A 25,171-nucleotide genomic window follows, 5' to 3' on the forward strand; every position below is an offset into this window, starting at 1 on the left:
CCGATCCACCGGGGCGTCGCGCGGGAAGGCGACGCGTCGCCGCCAACCCGTCTTCGCCGACACAACAGCAAACAACCGCACATGCCGAATGTGACTCAAGGACCACACCAACCCCGCCGATAAGGAAGACGTCGGACGTGTCGCACTACAGCACCCCAGCGAGAACGGATGCCGCTGCCCCTTTTCACGCCATCCTCTTCTGGAGCTTCCATGTCCACCGACCGCCCCACTGGCCTGACCAGCATCAGCGGCAAAATCCACGCCGCGCTTGGCCTGGGGCTCGGGTTGATCCTGATCTGCGCCCTGGGAGGGCTGGCCTCGGCATGGTTCAGCCTGTCCGATGCCGTGCCCCCGGCGGTCAACCGTGCGCAAAAGGGCGAAGCCCTCGCGCTGGAGTTCAGGATCCAGGTGCAGGAATGGAAGAACGTCCTGATCCGCGGGGGCGATGCGTCCCTGCGCGACAAATACCTGAAGGCTTTCCAAGAAAGCGGCAAGCGTGTCCAGGATGCGGCCTCCCAGATCGCCAACGAGGCAAGGCAGGCGGACAAGGCCAAGGCCGCCGACCTGGCCGCACGCTTCGGTGCACAGCATGCAACCCTGCAGGCGCAATACGATGCCGCCCTGGTGCAGTTCCAGTCCAATGGCTATGACACCCGCGCCACCGACCTGCTGGTCCGCGGCATGGATCGGCCGCCCACCCAGACCCTTGATGCCCTGAACCAGACGCTGAGTGAGGATGCCAAGATCGCGGTCGTGGCCAACGTCGCGCGCGCGCGCAGCAAGCTGATGGTCTCCGCGCTGCTCACCATCGCAACCGCCCTGGCGCTGCTGGTGGGGTTGGGAGTGTGGCTCAAGCGCGCCATCGTCGCGCCGATCATGGCGCTGTCCAACAGCGCCCAGCGCATGGCCCAGGGCGATCTGCAGGCCATCAACAGCTGGCGTGCCAATGACGAACTCGGGCTGTTGACCCGCAGCATGGACACCATGCAGGAACAGCTGAGGTCGGTGATCGCAGCCCAGCGCGAAATGTCCGAACAGCACGCAGCCGGCACCATCAGCCACCGGATGGACGCATCGCGCTTCCCTGGCGCCTACGGCCGCATGGTCGACGACACCAATCAGTTGGTGGCTGACCATATCGCGGTGAAGATGAGCATCATCGAGCTGGCCCAGCGCTATGCCATCGGCGACCTGAGCCAGGACATGACGCGGCTGCCCGGCGAGAAGGCGGTCATCACCCGGACCATGGACGAGGTCAAGCACAACCTGACCGCGATCAACCAGGAGATCTCGCGCCTGTCTGGCGCGGCAGCCCGCGGCGATTTCAGCGTGCGCGGCGACGCGGAAGGCTTCCAGTACGACTTCCGCGCCATGGTCGAGGCGTTGAACACGCTGATGGCCACGGCCGATGACAACCTGCATGCGCTGTCGCGGCTGCTGCGCGCCATCGCCGACGGCGACCTGACCCATCGCATGGAAGGCGAGTTCCATGGCGTGTTCGCCACCATGCGCGATGATGGCAATGCCACCATCGAGCGCCTGACCGACATCGTCAGCGGCATCCAGGATGCGGCAGGCAGCATCAACACCGCTTCCAGCGAGATCGCCGCCGGCAACAGCGACCTGTCGGTGCGCACCGAGCAGCAGGCCGCCAACCTGGAAGAAACCGCGGCTTCGATGGAGGAGCTGACCTCCACGGTCAAGCAGAACGCCGAGCATGCCCGCCAGGCCAATCAGCTGGCCGCAGGCGCCGCTGACGTGGCTTCCAAGGGTGGCGCGGTGGTCGGTCAGGTGGTCACCACCATGTCCGACATCGAGACCTCCTCCAAGAAGATCGCCGAGATCATCTCGGTCATCGACGGCATCGCCTTCCAGACCAATATCCTGGCGCTCAATGCCGCGGTGGAAGCCGCCCGTGCCGGCGAACAGGGCCGTGGCTTTGCCGTGGTCGCCTCCGAGGTGCGCACCCTGGCCCAGCGTTCGGCCAGTGCGGCCAAGGAGATCAAGGGCCTGATCGACGACTCGGTGAGCAAGGTGGCCAACGGCTCGGCCCTGGTCGACCAGGCCGGCAAGACCATGGGCGAGATCGTGACCAGCGTGCAGCGGGTGACCGACATCATGAGTGAGATCGCGGCCGCCTCGCAGGAGCAGTCCTCGGGTATCGAGCAGGTCAACCTGACCGTCACCCAGATGGACGAGGCCACCCAGCAGAACGCCGCCCTTGTCGAGGAAGCCACCGCCGCCGCGCGCTCGATGGAAGAACAGGCCGGGCAACTGGCATCGGCGGTGGCCGTGTTCAAGATCAAATCACCGATGACCAACGCCTCACGCCAGCCGAGCGCTCCGACGGCAGAAGTCGCGGCCGTCCGTGGGCGACGACAGGCCAAGCACGGCGCCCCCGCCAGGACCGCCCACCGCGTCGCAGCTGCCGCGCCCAGCGGCAACGAGTGGCAGACGTTCTGACAACTCGATGACCAACTCCTGCCATGCAGGCAGTGAGTCACGGGACATGGCAAACCGGGCCGTTGCTTGACGGCCCGGTATCAAGCACCGCGACACGCGCATGGCCGTGCAAGGACGCAACGCCTGGATCCATCGAGCATGTCAAACCGCCGTGTCCCTAGCGCCATCTCGCACATCTCCGCAGACGTGACACTAAAGCGACCGAAATTTTCGAAATGCGATGACAGGGAACGCGCGCACCAAGCCGGCCAAAAGCCAAGCCGGAACGCCTCATCAAAAACAACAAGATGAATTCACCGGGAGTTGTCGGTTCAGATCCATCACAGACAAGACATCTTCCAAGAACACGACGCGCTTCCTGACACCCCGACTCTCACCATCTGGACCACTGCGATGACGACATTCAAGAACCTCAGTCTTTCCGCCAGGATGGCACTCAGTTTCGCCACCATCGTGCTGATCACCCTGATCATCGGCACCATCAGTCTGACCAGCCTGTCCTCGCTGAACGCGGCGGCAGACATGAACGACCATACCTACAACGTGCTGGCCACCGGCGAGCTGATGAAAGCCGACGCCCTCAACGTCGAAACCGGCGCGCGCGGCTACTTGCTGTCAGGCGAAAAGGAGAGTCTTCAGCCCTTCACCGACGGCCAGGCCAGCTTTGAGAAAAACTTCGCCGAAGCCAAGCGCCTGACCCAGGACAACCCGAATCAGCAGACGCGGCTGCAGAAGCTGCATACCGCGTTCGATGAGCTGGTCCGCGTGGAACAGCAGATCATCGCCGTGCGCGAACACTCCAGCGACATGGCGCAGATCGCCTCCCAGTTCAATCAGGCGCCCGACCGCGCCGTCATGAAGTCGATTCGCGAGATCCTCAGCGCGTTCGACAACGAAGAGCGCACCCTGCTGGCCGAGCGCAGCGCAACGCTGGCCAAGGTTCGCGCGCAGAACAAGTGGGCGGTCCTGGTGGGCAACCTGCTGGTCATCACGGCCGCCATCGGCATGGCGGTGCTGATCCGCCGGCAGTTGCTCAAGCGGCTCGGCGCCGCCATTGGCGTGGCTGATTCCATTTCCCGCGGCAAGCTCGACAATTCAATCGACTTGCGCAGCAAGGACGAGGCGGGCGCGCTGCTGCTGAGCATGGACAAGATGCAGAGCCAGTTGCAGGCGGTGCTCGCCGCGCAGGTGGAGATGGCCCAGCGCCACGACGCCGGCCAGATCAGCTTCCGCATGGACGAGACCGCCTTCCCCGGCGACTACGGGCGCATGGTCCGCGACAGCAATGCGCTGGCCGCTTCGCATATCGCGGTCAAGATGCGCCTGGTACAGCTCATGGGCCGCTACGCCGTTGGCGACCTGTCCGAGGACATGGATCGCCTGCCCGGCGAGAAGGCCGTGCTCACCGAGACCATGGACACGGTCAAGTACAACCTGACCGCGATGAACCGCGAGATCAAGGATCTGGCCGGTGCCGCTGCGGCCGGCGACTTCAGCGTCCGTGGCGACGCCGAGCGCTTCCAATACGACTTCCGACTGATGGTCGACAGCCTCAACCAGTTGATGGCCACCGCCGACAGCAACCTGCAGGCCCTGTCCATCCTGTTGCAGGCCATTGCCGGCGGCGACCTCACCTCCCGCATGGAAGGCGACTTCCAGGGCGTTTTCGCCACCATGCGCGACGATGCCAACGCCACCGCCCAGCAGTTGGCCGACATCGTGGGCCGCATCCAGACCGCTGCGCTCAGCATCAACAGCGCCGCCAGCGAGATCGCCGCCGGCAACAGCGACCTGTCGGTGCGTACCGAACAGCAGGCCGCCAGCCTGGAGGAGACCGCCGCCTCCATGGAGGAGCTGACCTCCACGGTCAGGCAGAACGCGGAAAGCGCCCGCCAGGCCAACCAGCTGGCCGTCGGCGCCGCCGACGTGGCCTCCAAGGGCGGCGCGGTCGTCGGTCAGGTGGTCACCACCATGTCCGACATCGAGACCTCCTCCAAGAAGATCGCCGAGATCATCTCGGTCATCGACGGCATCGCCTTCCAGACCAATATCCTGGCGCTCAATGCCGCGGTGGAAGCCGCCCGTGCCGGCGAACAGGGCCGTGGCTTTGCCGTGGTCGCCTCCGAGGTGCGCACCCTGGCCCAGCGTTCGGCCAGTGCGGCCAAGGAGATCAAGGGCCTGATCGACGACTCGGTGAGCAAGGTGGCCAACGGCTCGGCCCTGGTCGACCAGGCCGGCAAGACCATGGGCGAGATCGTGACCAGCGTGCAGCGGGTGACCGACATCATGAGTGAGATCGCGGCCGCCTCGCAGGAGCAGTCCTCGGGTATCGAGCAGGTCAACCTGACCGTCACCCAGATGGACGAGGCCACCCAGCAGAACGCCGCCCTTGTCGAGGAAGCCACCGCCGCCGCGCGCTCGATGGAGCAACAGGCCGGACAACTGAGCCAGGCCGTGGCCCTGTTCAAACTCGATGCCGCCACGACCATCGCCGCAGCACCGCCCGCGCAGCGTCCCGCTCGCGTCCAGACCCACGCCACCCCCAAATCTTCCGGGCCGGTCGCGCGCCTGCAACGCACGGCATCGCGCGCAGTCGCGACCGCGGAAGATCGGCAGTGGCAGGAGTTCTAAAAACCGTAAGGTCGCACGGCGGCCATCGCGAGGCGCTATCAGCGCCTCGCGATATGGCCACCTCACCCACCACGACGGGCTGACGCGTTGCGCCAGCCCCCTTCGGACAGGGTCACACGCTCAAGAAGGCCAATCCTGCGCCGATATAGAAACCAGCACTGCACCACCAGTGGGCAAGCGCAAGGACGACGACCGCACGCGCCTTTCGCGCGCCCGGGGCCCATCGCATTCCATCACGAACACGTCTGGAGTCGCCATGAAGCCCTTCGCACTCGCCAGCTGTCTGACTTTGTGCAGTATCGCCAACCTGGCCCAGGCCCAGTCGGAACCGATCGCCACCGACCGCCCCGATTTCGTCGAATCCAGCCTGACGGTCGGCGACCGCCGCCTGCAGGTGGAAACCAGCGTGGCCTGGGAACGCGATGACGGTCTCGACGGGTACAGCACGCCGACCCTGTTCCGCTACGGCATCGGCCCGGACTGGGAACTCCGCCTGGAAACCGACGGCTGGCAGACCGTGGACGCCCCAGCCGGCGGGCGAGACTCCGGATTCTCCGACGTCTCATTGGGCGTCAAGCGTCATCTGACCAGCGAGGTCGGCGGCGCGACACTGGCCTGGCTGCTGCATGTCGATCTGCCCAGCGGCGCACACAGTGTGCGCGGCCGCGGTGCACGCACGTCGTTGCGCCTGGTGGCCGAGTGGGAACTCAGCGACAGCGTTTCGGCCGGCGTCATGCCTGGCCTGATCCACGACGCGGACGAGGATGGGCACCGCTACACCGCCGGAATCTTCGGCGCGGTGATCGGCAAGGCATGGAGCGAACGCAGCCGCTCGTTCGTGGAAGTGGCACTCCCGCAGATCGCGCATCACGACGACGGCGGCACCCTCGCCCAGCTGAATGTCGGTTCGGCCTGGCTGCTCAACCAGGATGTACAGGTGGACGTGGTCTACAGCCACGGCCTCAACGACCGCTCGCCCGACCACGCGGTCGGCGCGGGCCTGTCCTTCCGCTTCTGAGTGAACCGGACCCATGAAGATCATGCATATGCTCGCCATCCTGGTGCTGGTGGCGGTTCTCGCCTTGCTGTCACTGAGCGGCGTCGGCTACTTCGCACGGCAGGGCCTGCTGAGTTCGGTTTCCGCGCAGGTCGTGTCTTCCGATGCGCTGCGCAACCACATGCAGGCCGACATGATGCACGACGCACTTCGCAGCGACGTGACCGCCGCTATGCTGGCCGCAACGCAGCAGGATGCGGACGGCCTCAAGGCCGCACGTGACTCGCTGGGCGAACACGCCGCCGAATTCCACCAGGCACTGGCCGAAAACCGCAAGCTGCCATTGGATCCCACCCTGCGCGCCCAGCTCGATGCGGTGACCCCAACCCTGCAGCGGTACATCACCGCCGCCGACAAGGTGCTTTCGCTGACCGAAAGCCAAGCTGACAACCGCGCTGCCTACAGCGACTTCACCGACCAATTCACTCGCCTGGAAACCAGCATGAGTGAGATCAGCGACCGCATCGTGGCGCTGAACGAACAAAGCCGAGAAGCCGCCGAACAGCAAAGCCGGCGCGCGACCTGGCAGCAGGCCGGCGCGGTGATCGTGGCGGTGCTATGCCTGGCTGGCGCCGCCGGCTGGATCATCCGATCGGTCGCGCAACTGCTTGGCGGCGAACCGCGGGTGGCGATGGCCGCGGCGCAGCACATCGCCGAAGGCCGCCTGGATCAGCCGATCCCGGTCGCAGCCAAGCATGGACGCAGCTTGATGGCGGCGCTGGCGCGGATGCAGAAGCAGCTGCGCGAACAGATCGAGCAGGAACGCAGCGTCGCCGCCGAGAACTTGCGCATCCGCACGGCCCTGGACAACGCCTCGACCGGCATGTACATCGCCGATCCCGACCTCACCATCATCTATGCCAACACCGCGCTGCAGACCCTGCTGCAGACCCACGCCGAGGACATCCAGGCCTGCGCGCCGGCCTTCAACCGGTCCCTGCCCCTGCTTGGCCAGCCGGTGGCATTGCTGGAAGTCGGCAACTCGCAGGATGCGGAGATCTACCAGCAGCTCGATCGCCAGGGCTCGGCACAACGCGAGGTCCGCTATGGCGACGTGTGCATCGCGCAGGAGATCACCGCCATCCGCGGTGCCGGCGGCGCGCACCTGGGCTTTGTCTGCGAATGGCGCGACCGCACCGACGAGGCCCAGGTGGAAGCGGAAATCGCAGCCGCGGTGCGCAGCGCCGCCGTCGGCGACCTCTCTCAGCGCATCGACCAACAGGGCAAGCAGGGCTTCTTCCTGATGCTGGCACAGCAACTCAACGGTCTGCTGGACGCCAACGCGGCCAGCATCGCCGAGGTCTCGCGACTGCTCAGTGCGCTGGCCGCCGGTGACCTCACCGTGCGCATGGAAGGTGACTTCCAGGGCGTGTTCGCCACCATGCGCGACGATGCCAACGCCACCGCCGACCAGTTGGCCGACATCGTGGGCCGGATCACACACGCCTCGATGGCGATCAATACCGCAGCCGGCGAGATCGCCGCAGGCAACGACGACCTGTCGGTGCGCACCGAGCAGCAGGCCGCCAATCTGGAAGAGACCGCCGCGTCCATGGAGGAGCTAACCTCCACGGTCAAGCAGAACGCCGAGCACGCCCGCCAGGCCAACCAGCTGGCCGTCGGCGCTGCAGACGTGGCCTCCAAGGGTGGCGCGGTGGTCGGTCAGGTGGTCACCACCATGTCCGACATCGAGACCTCCTCCAAGAAGATCGCCGAGATCATCTCGGTCATCGACGGCATCGCCTTCCAGACCAACATCCTGGCGCTCAACGCCGCGGTGGAAGCCGCGCGTGCCGGCGAGCAGGGCCGCGGTTTTGCCGTGGTCGCCTCCGAGGTGCGCACCCTGGCCCAGCGTTCGGCCAATGCCGCCAAGGAGATCAAGAGCCTGATCGACGACTCGGTGAGCAAGGTGGCCAATGGGTCGGCCCTGGTGGACCAGGCCGGCAAGACCATGGGCGAGATCGTGACCAGCGTGCAGCGGGTCACCGACATCATGGGCGAGATCTCGGCGGCCTCGCAGGAGCAGTCCTCGGGCATCGAGCAGGTCAACCTGACCGTCACCCAGATGGACGAGGCCACCCAGCAGAACGCCGCCCTGGTCGAGGAAGCCACCGCAGCCGCGCGCTCGATGGAGGAGCAGGCTCAGGAATTGATCGGAACAGTCTCCCTGTTCCGGTTGACGGCCACCCCGAACTCAGCCCCGCGCAGTAGCAGGCTCGAAGGCACGGCGGCCCCCACGCCCAAGACCAAGCCCCACTTGGTCGCTAAGCCCAAGCTGGTGGCCGCCGCCGAAGCCAGTGGAGCTGAACGCTAAGGTCAGCGCCGCCGTCCCGATGCGACACAGAAGGCCGCGCTCCTCCGGGAGCGCGGCCTTCTTTATGGCCTCTACGCTTTGCCAGCCTTGGGCCGCACCGTGCAGTCGCAGACCCAACGGCTTCTCCGCCTCATGACAGAGCTCGACTGCCTCGAATCGGAACGCTCCTTGCAACGCTGAGCAACACCGCACACCGTCGGGCGCCGTTGGAACGCCCTCAACCACGAACAACTTGTGTAGTTGTGATTCTACGTAGAAGCAAACTTCAGTTCGATTTAGGTGAGTCGCTATCAGAGCAGCGACGTGAATATTTCTTCACCCAAAAGCAGTTCTCCGCGCCGCCGACACCTTCCATTCGTGGCTCTTCCAGAGACTTGAACATGAACAAATTCCTGCAACGCTACAACGTAGGTCGCCGCCTGGGAGCCGCCTTTGGCGTGCTCATTTTGCTGTCGGGGCTGTTGGTCGCAGTCGGCATGGTCACCCTCTCCAGCGCACGCAGTGAGCTGGACAACATCGTCAAGGTCAATATCGAGAAAACGCGCCTGGGGAGCGCGATGCGCGATGCAAATTCCAACATCTTCATTGCCATGGGCACCCTGCTCATGACCACCACCGAGGAGTTGAACAAGCAGGCCATCGCCACCATCAAGCGCGAACGCGACGCGTACCAGGCTGCACGTGACGCAATGGAGGCGTTTCCTGCCTCGGCGGAGGCCCGTAAGAATCGCGACGAGATCGACCGTAACCGCGACATCGCCAGGGCCTTGAACGATCAAGTCATCGCGCTGGGCCTGCAGAACAAGAACATCGAGGCTCAAACCTTGATGAGCGAGCAGGCGCGGCCTGCGATGCTGGCCTGGCAGGCCAGCATCGCCCAAAACCTCGCCATGCAGGAAAAGCAGAGTTCGGCCAGCTATGCCCAGGCCGTGGCGTCCATGCAGCGCGGGAAATGGATGTTGATGAGCGGCGGCGTGGCCGTACTGCTCATCAGCGGCCTGCTTGCCCTGGCCATCACGCGCAGCCTGACGGTGCCACTGGCACGTGCAACCCGCGCCGCCGAGGCCATCGCCGCCGGCAACCTGGACAATGATGTGCGCACCGAGGCCAACGATGAAAGCGGCCGGCTGCTCAAGGCCATGGGCGGCATGCAGCTGCAGCTGCAACGCTTCTCCAGCGAGACCGCGCGCATGATCGAACTGCACGCCGACAAGGACATCTCCCATCGCATGCCGGTGGACTTTCCCGGCGTGTATGGCGAACTGAGCAAGGGCATCAACACGATGATGTTCGAGCACCTGGATGCCATCGTCGATGCCATTGGCGTCCTCAACGAATACGCCAATGGCGACCTGCGCCGCGACGCACGCCGCCTGCCCGGCAGCCGTGCGGTTCTGCATGAATCGATGGATGCCGCCAAGGCCAGCCTGCTGGCGATCAATACCGAGATCAAGCGCCTGGCCGGCGCGGCGGCTTCGGGCGATTTCACCGCACGCGGCGACGAGCGGGCCTTCGACCACGATTTCCGGGTCATGGTCGGTGACCTGAACCGCCTGATGTCCACCGCCGACACAAGCCTCCAGTCGCTGTCGGTGCTGCTCAGGGCGATCGCCGAAGGGGATCTGACGCAGCGCATGAGGGGCGAGTTCCACGGTGTCTTTGCCGCCATGCGCGACGACGCCAACGGCACCTGCGACAAGCTGGCGCAGATCGTGGGCAGCATCCAGGACGCGGCAGGCAGCATCAATACCGCTTCCAGCGAGATCGCCTCGGGCAACAACGACCTGTCTCAACGTACCGAGCAGCAGGCCGCCAACCTGGAAGAGACCGCCGCCTCCATGGAGGAGCTGACCTCCACGGTCAAGCAGAACGCCGAGCATGCCCGCCAGGCCAACCAACTGGCCGTCGGCGCCGCCGACGTGGCCTCAAAGGGTGGTGCGGTGGTCGGTCAAGTGGTCACCACCATGTCCGATATCGAGACCTCCTCCAAGAAGATCGCCGAGATCATCTCGGTCATCGACGGCATCGCTTTCCAGACCAACATCCTGGCGCTCAACGCCGCGGTGGAAGCCGCGCGTGCCGGCGAACAGGGCCGCGGCTTTGCCGTGGTCGCCTCCGAGGTGCGCACCCTGGCCCAGCGTTCGGCCAACGCGGCCAAGGAGATCAAGGGCCTGATCGACGATTCGGTGAGCAAGGTCGCCAATGGTTCGGCCCTGGTCGACCAGGCTGGCAGGACCATGGGCGAGATCGTGTCCAGCGTGCAGCGGGTGACCGACATCATGGGCGAGATCTCGGCGGCCTCGCAGGAGCAGTCCTCGGGTATCGAGCAGGTCAACCTGACCGTGACCCAGATGGACGAGGCCACCCAGCAGAACGCCGCCCTGGTCGAGGAAGCCACCGCCGCGGCGCGCTCGATGGAAGAACAGGCCACACGCCTGACCGAGACGGTCTCGCTATTCAAGCTGGCCAATCAGTCCACCTCCATCGCCCAGCCAAAGCCGCACCGTCGCGCAACGGTGGCACGACCAGCACCACTACCGTGCTAGGCAACACAGCCGTCGAAGGCAGGCGTAACGCGCGGGGGATCGCGGTGGACCATGAGTCCTGGCAGGCTCGCTGAGCCTGGAGCACGCCGTCCGATGACCTGCGGACGGCCTCACCGCCGCCCTCCCGCGCTGCGTCTGTCGCGTCTAGTGGCGCTCAGGCTGACGAACAAGCATTCGCCCAGCAACGCGGCAACGCCGTCATATCCTGCTTCCTGACCACCGGGATGGACGATTGGCCAGGGGGCGCCGACTCATGCCCCTCAACGCTAAGGACACGACCCCGCCCGCTTCGGACCGCCGCTCCCTTCGGGGGAGCGCCACGGCCCCGGAATACGCGTGCGCGTCAGGGTGTAGATAGTGGTGCTCGATCGGGAGGCCTAATCGGCCCTGTGCAAATCACGCACCGTTCCTTGTCCAATACCGCTCACCGGCTCGATCCGGCCAAGCCATGTTCGATCAACTCGCATTTGGTCTGCGAGCGTGGGTAACACGTGCTCTCTGCGCTGGCACCAACCGCGAGGTAACCCTGATCCCGTGCAGGCCTGGCGAGGTTCGATGCCTCGTCGTCTTGTCCGCGCCCAGCGTTAGCGGACTTTCCACTCGTGCCCTGCGCATGTCACCGATCGTTGCGTTGGCCGCCTTGTGCCCGGCGTCACCGCCGCCATGCCTCCTGCGTGCACTAACGATAATTCCGTCACACCTGTGCGTCGGAGCAAGTCCGATTCACGATAGATGCTCGATAGGTCAAATGCCCCGGACCGCGGCAATCTCAACCGGGATAAACATTAACCCTATCACTTGATTATCGATTAACCGCTCTCCGATCTTTGGTGAACCCGGCCAACGTCCATCGCGTATTCATCGAAAGACTGATGAATCGACCGCAGTATTGCGCCGGCTTGAAAACTTCAACCTGCAGTGATGCAGGAAATTTCCTTGAAGGCATTACTAAAGTATGCCCGGCCTATCGTCGATACATATTCCCGCCTGAGCGAATTCCTCGCGGCGTTGACATCGGCCCCAGTTCACCTGCTCGGCGGTCCATCACAGTTAAATATCGTCCTGACGGGACATGGAGATCAAGTTAATGAACGCTCTCTTGCAACGCTACAACGTCGGCTATCGCCTCACCGCAGCCTTCGCGTTGTTGATCCTGCTTTCGGCAGGTCTTGCCGTCACCGGCTTTGTCGGCATGAGCAGTGCCCGTGAGCAGTTGGATATCATCGTCCTGGACCGCATGGAAAAGGTCGACCTCGGCAACCAGATGCTGGACGCCAACTTCGCCATCCTCAACGCGCTGGGCGTGTGCTCGACAACCGATGATCAAAGCACGATCCAGACCGCGCTTTCCGGCATCACTGAGCAACGAAAGCGCTACCAAGACCTGCGTGGCAAGTTCGAAAATTTTTCCAGTAGCGAGGCCGGACGCAAGCTCCGCGCCGCGATGGATGAAAAGCGGAGTGTCGCCGGCAAGATCAATGATCAGGTCATCAAGCTGTGTTCGACCAACGAGAATCTCCAAGCTCAGACCTTGCTGAACCAGAAGGCACGTCCGGCCGTCATGGAGTGGCAAGAGGGCATCCGCGCCTTCATCGAGCGTCAACGCATTCAAAGCCGCGAAGCCTACACGACTGCAACCACGCTGATGCAGCGCTCCAAGAGCGTCCTGGTCATCGGCAGCGTCTTCGTCCTGCTGGTCAGCAGTCTGCTGGCCTGGTTGATCATGCGCAGCCTGACCCAGCCCCTGATCCGCGCCACGCGTGTGGCCGAAGCCATTGCCCAGGGTGAGCTGGACAGCGATGTTCGGACCAGCGCACGCGACGAGCCAGGCCAACTGCTGAATGCCATGGGGCGTATGCAGCAGCAGTTGCGGGCCGTACTGGCTGCGCAGACCCAGATGGCCGCACGCCACGACGCCGGCCAGATCAGCTACCGCATGGACGAAGGCGCCTTCCCCGGCGACTACGGACGCATGGTCCGCGATAGCAATGCACTGATCTCCTCTCAGGTGGAACTGAATCTACGCCTGGCGCAGATCATGGGCCGCTACGCCATCGGCGACCTGTCCGAAGACATGGAGCACCTGCCCGGCGAAAAGGCCGCGCTGACCCAAACCATGGAGACGGTCAAGCAGAACCTGACCGCGATGAACCAAGAGATCAAGCATTTGGCGGACGCAGCGGCCGCCGGTGATTTCGGCAAGCGCGGCGATGCCGAGGCATTCCAGTACGACTTCCGCGCCATGATCGAAAGCCTCAACCAGCTGATGGCCACCGCTGACGGGAATTTGGCGGCGCTGTCGGTCCTGCTGAAGTCCATCGCCGACGGCGACCTGACCCATCGCATGGAGGGCGAGTTTCATGGGGTGTTCGCCGCGATGCGCGATGACGGCAATGCGACCGTCGAACGTCTCACCGAGATCGTCGGCCGCATCCAGGACGCGGCAGGCAGCATCAACACCGCTTCCAGCGAGATTGCATCGGGCAACAACGACCTGTCTCAACGTACCGAACAGCAGGCCGCCAGCCTGGAGGAGACCGCCGCCTCGATGGAGGAATTGACTTCGACGGTCAAGCAGAATGCGGAGAGCGCCCGTCAGGCCAACCAGCTGGCCGTCGGCGCCGCCGACGTGGCCTCCAAGGGCGGCGAGGTGGTCGGTCAGGTGGTCGCCACCATGTCCGACATCGAAGCCTCCTCCAAGAAGATCGCCGAGATCATCTCGGTCATCGACGGCATCGCCTTCCAGACCAACATCCTGGCGCTCAACGCCGCGGTGGAAGCCGCCCGTGCCGGTGATCAGGGCCGCGGCTTCGCCGTGGTCGCCTCCGAGGTGCGCACCCTGGCCCAGCGTTCGGCCAATGCCGCCAAGGAGATCAAGAGCCTGATCGATGATTCGGTGAGCAAGGTCGCCAACGGCACGGCCCTGGTCGACCAGGCCGGCAAGACCATGGGCGAGATCGTGAGCAGCGTGCAGCGCGTGACCGACATCATGGCCGAGATCGCGGCGGCCTCGCAGGAGCAGTCCTCGGGCATCGAGCAGGTCAATCTGACCATCACCCAGATGGACGAGACCACCCAGCAGAACGCTGCCCTGGTCGAGGAGGCCACCGCCGCGGCGCGCTCGATGGAAGAGCAGGCCGGCCAGTTGAGTCAGGCCGTGTCGCTGTTCAAACTCGGCCATCCCGAGACGATAGCGACGCAGCCCGCACGCGCGACCAAGCTGTCCACCGCATCGCGCCCCCAGGTCAAGCCAAGAAAGCTGGCGCCCCCGCCCCGTAGCATGGCCAAGGCCTCCACGGCCGCCGCGGGCAACGAAGCGCACTGGGAAGAACTCTAATCCCGCCATCCGGCTCACCCCGACACCAGACGAGACAGCCCGGCTCCGGCCAGGCTTTTTCTTTGACTGGGCACGCAACCAATCTGCGGCCACCGGCCCGTCCCATACGACCGGGGCGAGTGCCGGCAAGTATCACTGGACATGATGACCCACACGCCGTCCACCGACATTCAATTCCAAGGTTCTGCTGCCGATAACCCTGTCGATACAGACACGCCCGTGGTGGGCGTCCCGCACCACAACGATATCTGGGATCGCGCGACATGGATCACGCGCCGCGCCAGACCGCCAATGGATCGCCCTCCATGAACAGACTCTCCAAGCTTCCCATCGGCCTACGCCTGGCGCTGATGGTGACCGCGGCAACCGCCACGGCCCTGCTGTTGCTGACCTGGCTGGCCTACCGCCAGTCCGCCTCGGCCTACGAGACTCAGACCCAGCATGGTCTGGAGACGGCCACCCATGTCCTGCACGACACCATCGCCCTCTACGACCGCTCGTTGACCGAGGACACCGAACGGCTCACCGGCGGCTTCGCCGCGATGCTGCCGGCGGGGCCGATCGCCAGCGACGCGGCGTCGGTGGTCGAGTTGGGCAAGTTCGCCGTGCCCCAGCTCACCTTTGGCGGCAAGCCGTTGAGCGGCGACTACCGCCTGGTGGACCGCTTCACCGCCAGCACCGGTGCGGTGGCCACGATCTTCAGCCGCACCGGCGATGACTTCGTGCGCCTGTCCACCTCGCTGACCAACGACAAGAACGAGCGCGTGATCGGCACCGCGCTGGACCACACCCACCCCGCCTACGCACTGATGCTGGCTGGCAAGCCCTACACCGGGCGCGCGCGACTGTTCGGACGCGACTACATGACCCATTACCGCCCGGTGGCCGACGCCGACGGCAAGGTCATCGGCATCCTGTTCGTGGGCGTCGACTACGGCGCCGGCCTGGCCGCGCTGAAGGAGCAGGTGCGTGGCATGAAGGTCGGTGACGACGGCTATTTCATGATCGTCGACACCGCGGCTGGCGAGAAACAGGGCACCCTGGTGGTTCATTCCGGGCAGGAAGGCGCCCGCGTGGACAGCCTGGTCGCCCCCGAGGACAAGGCCGCCCTTGCCGCGCTGATCGACGGCAAGGGCGGCAGCGCGACCCTGGCGCTCGCACCCTCGACCAACGCCAACCCGGTTCCGGTCATGGCCAGTGCCGAGCCGTTCGGCCCCTGGAAATGGACCCTGATCGGCGTCGAGCCGCGCACCGCCCTGACCGCGACCCTGCATGGTCTGATGCTGCGCATGCTGGGCCTGTCGCTGCTGGCGATCGTGGCCCTGGCGACCCTGGTCTTCATCGTCGCCCGGCGCCTGGTCAGCCGCCCGCTGGCGCGCGCCGGCGCCATCGCCCACGACGTGGCCGAAGGCAGGCTCGACGGCCGCATCGACACCTCCGCGCAGGACGAGGTCGGCGAGTTGATGAAGTCCATGCAGCGCATGCAATCCAACCTGAAATCGCGCATCGATCGCGATGCGGTGATCGCCAGCGAGAGCCTGCGCATCCGTTCGGCCCTGGAAAGCGTCACCACCAACGTGATGATTGCCGACCGCGACCGCACCATCGTCTACGTCAACAGTCCGCTGCAGGCCATGCTGCGCGAGGCCCAGGAGGACTTGCGCCGCGACCTGCCCCAGTTCAACGCAGACGCGCTGGTGGGCAGCAACATCGACGTGTTCCACAAGCATCCCGAACATCAGGCCCGGATGCTGGCCCAGCTCAAGGGCACCCACCGTGCCCAGATCCGCGTCGGCGGCCGGACCATGCGCCTGATCATCAACGCCATCACCGACGAGGCCGGCCAGACCCAGGGGTATGTGGTCGAGTGGGCCGATCGCACCATCGAGGTGATGGTCGAAGAAGAAGTGGCCTCTATCGTCAAGGCCGCCGCGGCCGGCCAGATGGACCGGCGCGTGCGCACCGACAACAAGGACGGCTTCTTTCTGGAACTGGCGCGTCAGCTCAACGAACTGCTGGAATCCAATGCCTCCAGCCTGGATGAAATCTCCAAGCTGCTCTCGGGCTTGGCCGACGGCGACCTGACCGTACGCATGGAGGGAGATTTCCATGGGGTCTTCGCCCAGATCCGCGACGACGCCAACGGCACCTGCGACAAGCTGGCGCAGATCGTGGGCGGCATCCAGGAGGCAGCCGGCAGCATCAATACCGCTTCCACCGAAATCGCCTCGGGCAACAACGACCTGTCTCAACGTACCGAACAGCAGGCCGCCAACCTGGAGGAAACCGCCGCTTCGATGGAGGAACTGACCTCCACCGTCAAGCAGAACGCCGAGCATGCCCGCCAGGCCAACCAGCTGGCAGCAGGCGCCGCCGACGTGGCTTCCAAGGGTGGCGCGGTCGTCGGTCAGGTGGTCAACACCATGTCCGACATCGAGACCTCCTCCAAGAAGATCGCCGAGATCATCTCGGTCATCGACGGCATCGCCTTCCAGACCAATATCCTGGCGCTCAACGCGGCGGTGGAAGCCGCCCGCGCTGGTGAACAGGGCCGCGGCTTTGCCGTGGTCGCCTCCGAGGTGCGCACCCTGGCCCAGCGTTCGGCCAATGCCGCCAAGGAGATCAAGGGCCTGATCGACGACTCGGTGAGCAAGGTCGCCAATGGCTCGGCCCTGGTGGACCAGGCCGGCAAAACCATGGGCGAGATCGTCTCCAGCGTGCAGCGGGTGACGGACATCATGGGCGAGATCGCGGCCGCCTCGCAGGAGCAGTCCTCGGGTATCGAGCAGGTCAACCTGACCATCACCCAGATGGACGAGACCACCCAGCAGAACGCCGCCCTGGTCGAGGAAGCCACCGCCGCGGCGCGCGCCATGGAAGAACAGGCCACGCGCCTGAGCGAGACCGTGTCGCTGTTCAAGCTGAGCGCCTCGGCACCGGCCACGCCGTCGCGACCGACGCTAGTGGCCGCGACCCGGAGCGCGCCGCCGCGCAAGGCCCCGCCTCCGGCGGCGCGTCCGGCTCCACGCGCGATGCCCAAGGCGACCGCCACCCAGGCCGCCGACGGCGCGCATTGGCAGGAGTTCTGAGGCGGCAGCGATTGCTGCCGTCGCCGGACCGAGATCGGCCGCCCCCTCCCGGGGGCGGCCTTTTTGTTGCGCCGATGCGTCGCTGGGCGCCAGCACAAGCCGCTTCGTGGATGCCCCGCCTGCCTGCAAGACCTTGGTCGAAGACGTGGCGAATTTGTGATTCAACGCACATCAGCGCGGATTGCCACGTCTCACGCGTTCTTCAAGAAAGCGCGTCAGCACGCCGATATTGCTGTTGTCACACCGCCTTAACACTCTCCGTCGACCCCTGCACTCACTGGAAGAGCTCACGCTCAGGAGCGTCACATGAACCGTCGCGTTCGTCTCAAGATCCGCCTGGGAATGGTCGGAATCTGCCTGGCCGTTCTGGCCCTGTTGGTGACGGTGGAGGAACTCGGCACCGCCCCCTTGAACCGTACCCAGGACCGCCTGGTCGTCCTGCAGACCCAATGGGCGCCTGCGACCCTGGCCCTGCACGAACTGCGCGCCGAACTGGCCGAGATGCGCGCCTATGAACTGGCCCAGGTCTCCCACGGGGACGATGCGGCAGCCGTGGCCGACTACGACAAGCGCATCGCTGCCTCCCTGGAGCGCGCCACCCAGGCACTGGCCGACTACGAAGCCACCAATCCGCCGGCGCAGCACGCGCCACGGGTGCAGGAGGTCAAGCAACGCCTGCGCGCCTATCTGGACGCCCATGCGCGCATCGAGGCCGCGGTGCACGACGGCAACCACGCCAAGGCCGACCAGCTCGCCATCGCCGAGGCCCAGCCGCTTCGCCGCGCCTTGTTCAAGGCGATCGTCGCCCTGACCGAAGACACCTACCGCCTGCCGGCCGCCCAGCCGTTGGCCGCGCGGTAAACCACCACACCACTGCAACCGGCCAACCGCGCCGAGGAGACGTCACAATGAACTGGTTCAACGACCTCAGGATCGGCGTCAAGCTGGCGATCGGCTTTGCCGGAATCACCCTACTGTCCATGGCGCTGGGGGCCTTCACCTTCAGCCGCACGGCGACCTCGATCACTGAATTCGACCGCATCCAGAACGACTGGGTGCCGGGCACCCAGGCCATGGCGGAAATCCGCGCCCAGCTCGGCGAGTTCCGCACCTATGAGTTGGCCCAGATCGCCCGCGCCGAGGATCCCAAGGCGGTGGAGGATTACTTCAAGCGCAAACAAAAGGTGCGCGACGAGGTGGCCGCAACCCAGGGCGTCATCGAGAAATCGCTGATCGACCCGAAAGAAAAAGAGATGTACGCCCAGGCCAAGGACACGCTAGGGCGCTACCTGGCCGCCAGCGGCCAGCTGGATGAAGCGATTCGTCAGCACGATGTGGCCGCGGCCCAGACCATCTCCGATGACCAGTCACGGCCGCTGCGCCGGGACTTGTTCAAGCAATTGGTTGCCCTGACCGATCACGCCCTGGCCAAGCTCCAGAGCGAAATGGACGCGACCCGGTCGGACCTGCGCCAGACCAAGGCGTTGATCCTGATCACGCTCGCGCTGGTTGTGGCACTGGCAGCTGCGATCGGCTGGTTCATCTCGCGCGGCATCACCCGCCAGCTAGAGGCGGCCGTGACCCTCTCGCGCGCCGTCGCCCAGGGCAACCTGGAGACCCAGGTCGCGCCGCCCTCGCGCGATGAAATCGGCGCGCTGATGCGCGACCTGCTGAGCATGCGCAAGGTCATCCACAATGTGCTGGATGCGCAGCAGGAAATGGGCCGCCAGCACGGCGAAGGCTGGATCAGCTACCGCATCGACGAGGACGCCTTCCCCGGTCAGTACGGCGAAATGGTCCGTGGCACCAACGTACTGGTCGCCACCCACATCGCCGTCAAGATGAGCGTGGTGGAGATGGCCAAGCGCTATGCAATGGGCGACCTGTCCCAGCGCATGGACGACCTGCCCAACGAAAAGGCCGTGGTCAGCCAGGCGGTCAACGACGTGCGCACGAGCATGTTGGGCATCAATACCGAGATCAAGCGGCTGTCCGCGGCGGCGGCGGCGGGCGACTTCACCGCGCGCGGCGAGGTGGATCGCTTCGACTACGACTTCGCCGAGATGATCGGCAACCTCAACAACATGATGGCAGTCAGCGAGCAGAGCCTGGGCGAGCTGTCCGGTCTGCTGCGCGCCATCGCCGACGGCGACCTGACCCATCGCATGCAGGGCGAGTTCCATGGGGTGTTCGCCGCGATGCGCGACGACGGCAATGCCACCATCGAGCGGCTGACCGAGATCGTCAGCCGCATCCAGGATGCGGCGGGCAACATCAATACCGCTTCCAGTGAGATCGCCGCCGGCAACAGCGACCTGTCAGTGCGGACCGAGCAGCAGGCCGCCAACCTGGAGGAGACCGCCGCTTCGATGGAGGAGCTGACCTCCACGGTCAAGCAGAACGCCGAGCACGCACGCCAGGCCAACCAGCTGGCCGTCGGCGCCGCCGACGTGGCTTCCAAGGGCGGCGCGGTCGTGGGTCAGGTGGTCACCACCATGTCCGACATCGAAGCCTCCTCCAAGAAGATCGCCGAGATCATCTCGGTCATCGACGGCATCGCCTTCCAGACCAACATCCTGGCGCTCAACGCCGCGGTGGAAGCCGCGCGTGCCGGCGAACAGGGCCGCGGCTTTGCCGTGGTCGCCTCCGAGGTGCGCACCCTGGCCCAGCGCTCGGCCAACGCGGCCAAGGAGATCAAGGGCCTGATCGATGATTCGGTGAGCAAGGTCGCCAATGGCTCGGCCCTAGTCGACCAAGCCGGCAAGACCATGGGCGAGATCGTGACCAGCGTGCAGCGGGTCACCGACATCATGAGTGAGATCGCCGCGGCCTCGCAGGAGCAGTCCTCGGGTATCGAACAGGTCAACCTGACCATCACCCAGATGGACGAGACCACTCAGCAGAACGCCGCCCTGGTCGAGGAAGCCACCGCCGCGGCGCGCGCGATGGAGGAGCAGGCGAGCCAACTCAACGACACCGTGGCGGTGTTCCGCACCCATCGCGCCCAGGCCGGCGCCCAGGCCGAAGTCAGCCGCCTGCTCGACGCCAACCGCGTGCGCCCCAACACCACTTCCGGGCCCGTCAAATCCGCCACCAAGCCAAAGGCGCCGGCGGCGCGGACGGGCGCAGCACGCAAGCGGCAGGAATCCAGCAGCGTGGCCGCCACAGCCCACTGGCAGGAATTCTGAGGGCGGCCAGCGCTGGCCGACGGACAGGCGGCTCAATTCACACGGCCGCCTGCCGTTAACGATCCTGAGCGCAGCAGCAGGACTGCCGCCGTCCACAGGAACACCTCACCCATCCCATGTCCGAAGGCCTCGCCACCGATTCGCATCCCGACGCCTCCACCGAGGAGGTCGACGACAAGTACCTGCTGCGCAATCCCCGGCAGATCAGGCGACTGCTCAGGGCCCTGATCGACCAGCGCGCCACGCTCACCGTGCATCTGATGGGACGCGATCAATCCTTCGCCAGCGCCATCCTGGAAGTGGACGAGGACGAGGATCAGGTCCTGCTGGACGGCAGCGTCAACGAAGCCTCCAACCAGGCCGCCGAGCGTGCCGGCACCCTGCTCTGCTTTGCCCAGTTGGACCGAGTCCGGGTCCGCTTCCGGATCGAGTCACTGGCTCGGATCGAGCAGAACGGCCGGACCGCCTTCCGCTTCCCACTGCCCGACTCGCTGTATTACCTGCAGCGTCGGGAGTTCTACCGGCTGGAGACCCCGATCACCGAGTCCCCGACCTGCATCCTGCGCATTCCCGATGCCAGCGCGGCGGACCCAATCGAGCTGGAAGCCCGGGTGGTGGACATTAGCGGTGGTGGGCTGGCCGTCGCGCTCCCCGTCGACATCCCCAGGCTCGCCACGCATGCCACCTACCCCGAATGCCAGCTGGCCCTGCCCGACCATCAGCCGTTCTCGGTACCGCTGATGGTGTGCAGCCAGCAACGCCAGGTCCTGCCGAGCGGGGTGGAATTCCTGCGCATCGGCCTGCAGTTCGGCCAACTGCCGCGCGGGGCCGACGAGTTGATCCAGCGCTACATTTTCCGCGTGGACCGCGAGCGCACGGCCCGCAGAAACGGGGTCGCCTGACCCATGCCAGGCGCGGCGCTAAAGTCACGCCCGACCCGGCCGATGTTGCTTGTGAGCAATCCAGCCAAGACCGACCACATCCCTTTCAATCGCCTGTGGAGCGACCCATGAACGACAAGCTTTCCGACGCCGCGAGTGGCGGCGAATTTCTCAGCTTCGCCCTGGGCGAGGAGCACTACGGCGTGGACATCCTCAAGGTCCAGGAAATCCGTGGCTACGACCAGGTCACCCGCGTACCGGACGCGCCGGACTACATCAAGGGCGTGATCAACCTGCGCGGCACCATCGTCCCGGTGATCGACCTGCGCCTGAAGCTGCGCCTTAAGGAAGCCCGCTACGACGCCTTCACCGTGATGATCGTGCTCAACGTCGAGGACCGCGTGGTCGGCATCGTCGTGGACAGCGTCTCGGACGTGATCCCGCTGAAGGAAGAGCAGATCCGCCCCACCCCCGAGTTCGGCGCCGCCGTCGATACCCGCTTCATCAGCGGAATCGGCACCCAGGACGACCGCATGCTGATCCTGCTGGATATCGAGACCCTGCTGGACAGCGCCGACCTGGTGCATGCGCCGGTCGACGAAGCCGCCTGATCCTGCACCGACCCGCCTCGACACGAACGGCCGCCGGCACCCCCGGCGGCCTTTTTCATTCCGGATCACGCAAACGCCAAGTGGATCACCTTTTGTCCTATTAAGAAGCTCACGGTTTTGCCGATAGCCATTCAGTCGCCGGTCGGACAACACGTCCCGCCACTCGCCCTGACTGACTACTACGGAGAACACCACGATGAAGTCCCTGCTCTGCCTGGCCCCTCTGGCCCTGCTGGCCGCCCTTCCCGCCCAGACCTTCGCCCAGGCCCAGGAAATGATCCCGGCCGAGGTCGCAACCCGCTACATCGGCAAGGACGGCATGGTCTGCGGACACGTCGAGAAGGCCAAGTACGCCCAGAACTCCGAGGGTGAGCCGACCTTCCTGTACATGGGCGGCGCCTTCCCGCGCCACAAGTTCTCCGCCCGCATCGCCGGCGCCGATCGCGCCAAGTTCGGCTTCGCGCCCGAGACGCTGGAAGGCAAGGACATCTGCGTCATCGGCAAGATCCAGCGCGACAGCGCACGCGCCGAGATCGAAGTCAGCTCGCCCTCCGATCTGAAGCTGGCCACGATCAAGTAATCCAGGCCCCGGCACGATCCCACGGCGGCTCCAGGCACCGTGGGATTTCGGTGAATGGCCTGGCGACCTACAAGGAACGGATCGATGCAGTGGATCAAAGACCTCAAACTGAAACCCAAGCTGATGATCGCTTTCGGCCTGGTGCTCGCGCTCATGCTGGTACAGGGCATCGCCTCGTACGTCGGCATGCGCTCCATCAACAGCGTCGCCGGTGAGCTGAGCAACACGACCGTCCCCAGCGTGCGCGCCGCGGGCGAGATGCGCAGCCTGATCGGCGAGTACCGGAATGTCAGCTACCAGGCACTGATCCGCAGCAGCGAGACGGTCAAGCAGGAAGCCAAGGCCCGCAAGCTTGTCATCGAAGCCACCTTGGACAAGCTGCTCAAGGCCTATCCGAAGAACATCGGCAACGACGGCGAACGTGCGATGTACAACAAGATCGTGGCCGACTGGAAGAAAACGCGCGCGTCCTACGCCTCGGTCAGCGAGATGGTCGAACTGGACCTGCTCGATGATGCGATCGACAGCTTCATCGGAGACAACCAGAAGGCCCATGCCCAACTGGTCTCGGACATCGACACCCTGATCGCGGAGAACGACCGTCAGGCCAACGAAGCGAGGGACGAGGCGCAGTCGTCCTATCACACCGCCAGCGCCCTGGTCTTCGTGCTCTTGGGCGCCAGTGTCCTGGGCGGACTGACCCTGGCCTGGCTGATCGCCCGCTCCCTGGCGAACTCCATGGGCGGCGCGGTGAAGATCGCCAACCAGGTGGCGTCCGGCGACCTGGACAGCAGGATCGTCACCGACCGTCGCGACGAGATCGGCGAGTTGCTGAGCGCGCTGCAGCGCATGCAGAAGGACCTGCGCGACCGCATCGAACGCGACCAGGCGATCGCCGGCGAGAACCTGCGCATCCGCACTGCGCTGGACAGCTCCTCCAACCCGACCTTCATCACCGACGATCAGCGCGCCATCATCTACGCCAACGCCGCCTTCCTGAAGAATGTCAGCGAGCACCAGGACAACCTGCGCCAGGCCGCGCCCGAGTTCGATGCTCAGGCCGTGATCGGCAAGCAGCTGTCTTATTTCGGCCTGTCCCAGCGCACGGTCGAGCAGACCGTGGCCGAACTCGAACGCAATGGTGTGGCGCAGACCGAAGAGCGTCTGGGCGACGGCGTGTTCAACCTTGTGGTGACCGCCATCCACAACGAACAGGGCCAGTGGACCGGCGATGTCTGCGAGTGGCGCGACCGCACCATCGAAGCCCAGGTCGAGGACGAAGTGGCCCGCATCGTGCGTGCGGCCGCGGCCGGCGACCTGAGCGGCCGCGTGAATGCCAACGGCAAGCAGGGCTTCTTTCTGCAGCTGGCCCAGCAGCTCAATGGCCTGCTGGATGCCAACGCCGCCAGCATCGATCAGATCTCCACCCTGCTGTCCGCCCTGTCCAGCGGTGACCTGACCGTGCGCATGGAAGGCGACTTCCAGGGGGTCTTCGCGCGCATGCGTGACGATGCCAATGCCACCGCCGACCAGCTGGCCGACATCGTGGGCCGGATCAAGCACTCCTCCACGGCGATCAACACCGCCGCCGGTGAGATCGCCGCCGGCAACAGTGACCTGTCGGTCCGTACAGAACAGCAGGCGGCCAACCTGGAGGAAACCGCCGCTTCGATGGAGGAACTGACCTCCACGGTCAGGCAGAACGCCGAGAGCGCCCGCCAGGCCAACCAGCTGGCCGTCGGCGCCGCCGACGTGGCCTCCAAGGGCGGCGCGGTGGTCGGTCAAGTGGTCACCACCATGTCCGACATCGAGACCTCCTCCAAGAAGATCGCCGAGATCATCTCGGTCATCGACGGCATCGCCTTCCAGACCAACATCCTGGCGCTCAATGCCGCGGTGGAAGCCGCCCGTGCCGGCGAACAGGGCCGCGGCTTTGCCGTGGTCGCCTCCGAGGTACGCACCCTGGCCCAGCGTTCGGCCAACGCAGCCAAGGAGATCAAGGGCCTGATCGACGATTCGGTGAGCAAGGTCGCCAATGGTTCGGCCCTGGTCGACCAGGCTGGCAAGACCATGGGCGAAATCGTGAACAGCGTGCAGCGCGTGACCGACATCATGGCCGAGATCGCGGCGGCCTCGCAGGAGCAGTCCTCGGGCATCGAGCAGGTCAACCTGACCATCACCCAGATGGACGAGACCACCCAGCAGAACGCCGCCCTGGTCGAGGAAGCCACCGCCGCGGCGCGCTCGATGGAAGAGCAGGCCGGGCACCTGGCCGAAGCAGTCTCGGTCTTCCGCCTCGACGCCACCGATACCCAGCCCGAACCGGCCCCCACCAACGTGGTCCCGCACACCGCCGTGCGCAAGCCCAAGGCGGCCGCGCCGAAGGGCAAGCAGGCGGCGAGCAAGGCCAGGACGCGTGAGGTGACCAGCCAGCCAGCGCTGGCCGAGGGGAACTGGGAAGAGTTCTAAGCCCT

The 25,171-nt window shown here is 65.4% G+C and carries 13 protein-coding genes; all 13 read left to right on the top strand.

Annotation, left to right across the window (positions count from 1 at the left end; all coding sequences use genetic code 11):
* The first annotated feature begins 210 nt into the window (after positions 1–210).
* The 13 genes from ACORQU_RS18290 (at position 211) to ACORQU_RS18350 (ending at position 25,166) form a co-directional block, all read left to right on the top strand.
* On the top strand, positions 211–2,463 hold the full coding sequence (locus tag ACORQU_RS18290; RefSeq protein WP_491642456.1) for a methyl-accepting chemotaxis protein: 2,253 nt from the start codon (positions 211–213) through the stop codon (positions 2,461–2,463).
* A 393-nt stretch (positions 2,464–2,856) separates the two neighbouring features.
* Positions 2,857–5,094, top strand: coding sequence for a methyl-accepting chemotaxis protein (locus ACORQU_RS18295; RefSeq protein ID WP_491642457.1), 2,238 nt, complete (start codon positions 2,857–2,859; stop codon positions 5,092–5,094).
* Positions 5,095–5,350: 256 nt separating this feature from the next.
* Positions 5,351–6,112: a transporter gene (locus ACORQU_RS18300; RefSeq protein ID WP_491642458.1), complete on the top strand. Its 762-nt coding sequence runs from the start codon at positions 5,351–5,353 to the stop codon at positions 6,110–6,112.
* 13 nt (positions 6,113–6,125) lie between these two features.
* Positions 6,126–8,465, top strand: coding sequence for a methyl-accepting chemotaxis protein (locus tag ACORQU_RS18305; RefSeq protein WP_491642459.1), 2,340 nt, complete (start codon positions 6,126–6,128; stop codon positions 8,463–8,465).
* A gap of 380 nt (positions 8,466–8,845) precedes the next feature.
* Positions 8,846–11,011, top strand: coding sequence for a methyl-accepting chemotaxis protein (locus tag ACORQU_RS18310; RefSeq protein WP_491642460.1), 2,166 nt, complete (start codon positions 8,846–8,848; stop codon positions 11,009–11,011).
* A gap of 1,087 nt (positions 11,012–12,098) precedes the next feature.
* Positions 12,099–14,348 (top strand): methyl-accepting chemotaxis protein, encoded by a 2,250-nt coding sequence (locus tag ACORQU_RS18315; protein WP_491642461.1) that lies wholly within the window; start codon positions 12,099–12,101, stop codon positions 14,346–14,348.
* Positions 14,349–14,653: 305 nt separating this feature from the next.
* On the top strand, positions 14,654–17,437 hold the full coding sequence (locus ACORQU_RS18320) for a methyl-accepting chemotaxis protein (protein ID WP_491642462.1): 2,784 nt from the start codon (positions 14,654–14,656) through the stop codon (positions 17,435–17,437).
* A 306-nt stretch (positions 17,438–17,743) separates the two neighbouring features.
* Positions 17,744–18,298, top strand: a complete 555-nt coding sequence (locus ACORQU_RS18325; protein ID WP_491642463.1) for a Tar ligand binding domain-containing protein — start codon at positions 17,744–17,746, stop codon at positions 18,296–18,298.
* Positions 18,299–18,345: 47 nt separating this feature from the next.
* A complete protein-coding gene (locus tag ACORQU_RS18330; protein ID WP_491642464.1) occupies positions 18,346–20,625 on the top strand; it encodes a methyl-accepting chemotaxis protein in 2,280 nt (759 codons plus the stop codon).
* A gap of 116 nt (positions 20,626–20,741) precedes the next feature.
* On the top strand, positions 20,742–21,527 hold the full coding sequence (locus ACORQU_RS18335) for a flagellar brake protein (protein WP_491642465.1): 786 nt from the start codon (positions 20,742–20,744) through the stop codon (positions 21,525–21,527).
* A gap of 107 nt (positions 21,528–21,634) precedes the next feature.
* Positions 21,635–22,117 carry a chemotaxis protein CheW gene (locus ACORQU_RS18340; RefSeq protein ID WP_271645697.1) on the top strand — a complete coding sequence of 161 codons (483 nt, stop codon included), beginning with the start codon at positions 21,635–21,637 and terminating at the stop codon, positions 22,115–22,117.
* A gap of 196 nt (positions 22,118–22,313) precedes the next feature.
* A complete protein-coding gene (locus ACORQU_RS18345; RefSeq protein WP_491642466.1) occupies positions 22,314–22,697 on the top strand; it encodes a hypothetical protein in 384 nt (127 codons plus the stop codon).
* A gap of 84 nt (positions 22,698–22,781) precedes the next feature.
* Complete coding sequence (locus ACORQU_RS18350; RefSeq protein WP_491642467.1) at positions 22,782–25,166, top strand: methyl-accepting chemotaxis protein; 2,385 nt, start codon at positions 22,782–22,784, stop codon at positions 25,164–25,166.
* The last annotated feature ends 5 nt before the right edge of the window (positions 25,167–25,171 follow it).

The organism is Pseudoxanthomonas sp. JC1303 (genome assembly GCF_058448525.1).

What these genes read in the sequence shown, in the direction of transcription:
- ACORQU_RS18330 (WP_491642464.1), top strand. Translation starts at nt 18,346, where the DNA reads ATGAACTGGTTCAACGACCTCAGGATCGGCGTCAAGCTGGCGATCGGC.
- ACORQU_RS18325 (WP_491642463.1), top strand. Translation starts at nt 17,744, where the DNA reads ATGAACCGTCGCGTTCGTCTCAAGATCCGCCTGGGAATGGTCGGAATC.
- ACORQU_RS18350 (WP_491642467.1), top strand. Translation starts at nt 22,782, where the DNA reads ATGCAGTGGATCAAAGACCTCAAACTGAAACCCAAGCTGATGATCGCT.
- ACORQU_RS18320 (WP_491642462.1), top strand. Translation starts at nt 14,654, where the DNA reads ATGAACAGACTCTCCAAGCTTCCCATCGGCCTACGCCTGGCGCTGATG.
- ACORQU_RS18290 (WP_491642456.1), top strand. Translation starts at nt 211, where the DNA reads ATGTCCACCGACCGCCCCACTGGCCTGACCAGCATCAGCGGCAAAATC.
- ACORQU_RS18340 (WP_271645697.1), top strand. Translation starts at nt 21,635, where the DNA reads ATGAACGACAAGCTTTCCGACGCCGCGAGTGGCGGCGAATTTCTCAGC.
- ACORQU_RS18315 (WP_491642461.1), top strand. Translation starts at nt 12,099, where the DNA reads ATGAACGCTCTCTTGCAACGCTACAACGTCGGCTATCGCCTCACCGCA.
- ACORQU_RS18300 (WP_491642458.1), top strand. Translation starts at nt 5,351, where the DNA reads ATGAAGCCCTTCGCACTCGCCAGCTGTCTGACTTTGTGCAGTATCGCC.
- ACORQU_RS18335 (WP_491642465.1), top strand. Translation starts at nt 20,742, where the DNA reads ATGTCCGAAGGCCTCGCCACCGATTCGCATCCCGACGCCTCCACCGAG.
- ACORQU_RS18295 (WP_491642457.1), top strand. Translation starts at nt 2,857, where the DNA reads ATGACGACATTCAAGAACCTCAGTCTTTCCGCCAGGATGGCACTCAGT.
- ACORQU_RS18310 (WP_491642460.1), top strand. Translation starts at nt 8,846, where the DNA reads ATGAACAAATTCCTGCAACGCTACAACGTAGGTCGCCGCCTGGGAGCC.
- ACORQU_RS18345 (WP_491642466.1), top strand. Translation starts at nt 22,314, where the DNA reads ATGAAGTCCCTGCTCTGCCTGGCCCCTCTGGCCCTGCTGGCCGCCCTT.
- ACORQU_RS18305 (WP_491642459.1), top strand. Translation starts at nt 6,126, where the DNA reads ATGAAGATCATGCATATGCTCGCCATCCTGGTGCTGGTGGCGGTTCTC.